General features: G+C 63.3%; 3 protein-coding genes. All 3 read right to left on the bottom strand.

The window, feature by feature from the left end; all coding sequences use genetic code 11:
* Positions 1-12: 12 nt before the first annotated feature.
* On the bottom strand, positions 13-639 hold the full coding sequence (locus JNL31_RS09325; RefSeq protein WP_294972644.1) for a dimethylamine monooxygenase subunit DmmA family protein: 627 nt from the start codon (positions 637-639) through the stop codon (positions 13-15).
* Positions 640-693: 54 nt separating this feature from the next.
* Positions 694-1,830, bottom strand: a complete 1,137-nt coding sequence (locus JNL31_RS09330) for an aminomethyltransferase family protein (protein WP_294972646.1) — start codon at positions 1,828-1,830, stop codon at positions 694-696.
* A 156-nt stretch (positions 1,831-1,986) separates the two neighbouring features.
* Positions 1,987-2,867, bottom strand: an 881-nt coding sequence (locus JNL31_RS09335; protein ID WP_294972648.1) for an APC family permease, incomplete at its 5' end; no start/stop codon positions are given.

The following is a 2,867-nucleotide window of genomic DNA, read 5'->3' on the forward strand; positions in this document are numbered from 1 at the left end:
TCGCACCGCCGCTCATTTGAACCTCACCACGCTTTCCGGCACCAGTCCGGGGTCTTCCGCGTCGATATTCACCCCCTGGAAGGCCGCGAGTCGCCGGGAATAGTGGTCACGGACGAACAGGCTCAACCCGCAATGGCTGCATTTGAACGGGTCCGTCGCCACGTTTTCCGTGATCCCCTTGCAATGCACGCATTGCACCCGCCGCAGCGTTGACCCGCGCTGTTCCTTCTGGACCGAGGCATGCGGAAAGCCCGTGTTCATGATCTCGCGTTCCGCCTGTCCAATCAGACCTTCCGACCCCGCGAGATAGAACTGCGTTCCCATATGCGCCGCCGACAGCACCCGCGCCAGCCGGGGCAGCAGCGCCGGGATCGAGGGGGCACGGAAGTATTGTGCCGCGCCAAGGTCTTTCAGATGCGCCGACTGGTCGCTGCCATCCGGCCCGGGGCAATACATCACATGGGCTGACGCAAGCATTTCAGAACGGTCTGTCGTCGTGGCCAGAAGGTCCGTCACCGCGCCCGCGCCTTCGCCATCGGCGATGATCAGATGCAGGCTGGCGGGGCGCGGCTCAAAGGGGGCGTAGACCGGACGGCTTCGGATCGAGGGGGCGTCCACGGGGGTCAGCAAGGTCTTCACGTTTGGGATTCCCTGGCAGGGAGGCCTGCCTGGCGGGCAGGCCCCGAAGGTTGGTCACTTCGCTGTGCGGCGCTTCTTGTCCACATCGTAGAACGGCAGCGCGGCCGACTTGGCCTTGATCGGGCCATGGGTGCCGCAGCGCACCTCAAGCTCGGTGCCGTTGTTGGCATCGGCAACCGGCAGGCGGGCGATGGCGACGGTCCAGTCGTTCAGCGGCGAATACATCGCCTGCGTCACGACGCCGACCTGATTTCCGCCCTTGAACACCGGCGCGCCGTTGCCCGGCACGTTCTTGCCTTCCAGCTTCAGACCCGAAATCTTGAAGCGCTCCTTGCCCTTCAGCCGGTAGTGCTCTTCGGCGCCCCGAAAGCCGGTCTTGCCGGGTGAAACCGTGAAATCGAGACCAAGCTCCCACAGCGTGTCGCCGGGGCCTTCGTCTTCGAACGGGTACATTTCCGAGTTGTCGAAGGGGAAGAACAGCAGGTAGCTCTCGGTCCGCAGCATGTCGAGCGTGGTGAAGCGGCACGGGATGATCCCCATCGGCTTGCCTTCCTCCAGGATGCGGTCCCAGATTTCCACGGCGTCCTGGCCCCGGCAGAAGATTTCATAGCCGCGCTCGCCGGTATAGCCGGTGCGGCTGAGGGTGATCGGCTTGCCGAAGAGGCTGGTCGGCATGTGCCCGAAATACGGGAGCGCGCGGACGCCGGGGACGTGCTTCTCCAGATAATCCACCGCCAGGGGCCCTTGCAGCGACAGATCGTGCAGGTTGTCGTCGAAGCGGATCGAGACGTCGCGCCCGGTCGCCGCCATCGTCAGCTGCTCATGCCCCTGTCCCGAGCCGTGGACGACGGTGAACGAATTCGGCCCCATCCGGTAGATCACGCAGTCGTCGACGAACTTGCCCGCGTCGTTCAGCATGCAGGCATAGACCGCGCGGCCCGGCATCAGCTTTTCCATGTTCCGCGTCGTGGCGCGCTCGATGACATGGCTGGCGGCGTGGCCCGTGATATGCACCTTCTTAAGGCCCGAGACATCCATCAGCCCCGCCTTGGTGCGGATCGCCTCGTATTCGGCATCCGGGTCGCCCTTGGAATAGGACCAGGCGGTGCCCATCCCGCTCCAGTCCTCAAGGTTGGACCCAAGCGCGCGGTGTCGGTCGATCAGCGTCGAGAAACGCCAGGAGTTGGTCATTGGTCGGCTCCCTGAGACATGTTGATTTTCGTCCAGTGTCGGGTGATTCCCGCCAGAAAGCAATAATGAAGTGCAACAAAATTTCTTGTGAGAAAACATTTGCGCAAGAAAAAGGCCGCCCGGAAGAGCGGCCTTTTCAACGGTATCCCGGACGGATCAGCCAGGCAGGACGAAGAACCAGTTCGCCCAGATCACCACCACCGCCCCCGCGACCAGCGCCAGGTAAGGCAGCATCCCGGCCTTCCGCTCGCCCAGCTCGCCATAGGGCAGGCCCAGGTCGTCATAGGCCTCTTTCGGGAACTTGCCCTTGTCGACGACATAGTGGCGATACCAGAACACCGGGAAGATGAAAGCCGCGAACACCAGCCCCGACACCAGCGCGCCGGAATAGCCCCAGACCTTCGCGCCCGCGCCCAGGAACAGGATGTTCACGAAGGCGAGGATCGTGTTCAGCCCGATCAGCCAGGTCGGCGCCTTCCAGGGACGCTCCATGTGTGCACTGTCCAGGCGGTGGATCCAGCCGGCGTTCAGGTTCAGGAAGTTGAACAGGATGTAGCCGACGTTGGAAATCGCGAGGACGTAGAAATACCCTCCCACGTCCGAGGCCAGCGCCAGGAGGATCACGTTGAAGGTGAAGTCGGTCCACATCGCGTTGCGCGGCGCGCCGTGGCTGTTGACCTCGCCCAGGTACTTCGGCAGCCAGCCATCGCGCGAACCCTGGTACAGCGTCCGCGACGAGCCGGCCATCGCGGTCATGATCGCCAGGAACAGCGCCATGATCATCAGGATCACGAAGATCTGGGTGATCACCGGCCCACCGCCGATCATGTTGCCAAGAGCCTCTCCGACGCCCGAGCCATCGACGATGCCCGAGGCGAGCATGCCTTCCTGCCCCAGCACGCCCTGGAACGAGAACGGGATCAGGAAGAAGAACAGGCAGCACAGAAGCCCCGAATAGAAGATCGCCCGGAAGGTGTCGGTCTTGGGGTCCTTCAATTCGCGGGTATAGCAGACTGCGGTCTCGAAACCGTAGGTCG

The organism is Tabrizicola sp., assembly GCF_016792905.1.
Classification (GTDB): Bacteria; Pseudomonadota; Alphaproteobacteria; order Rhodobacterales; family Rhodobacteraceae; genus Tabrizicola.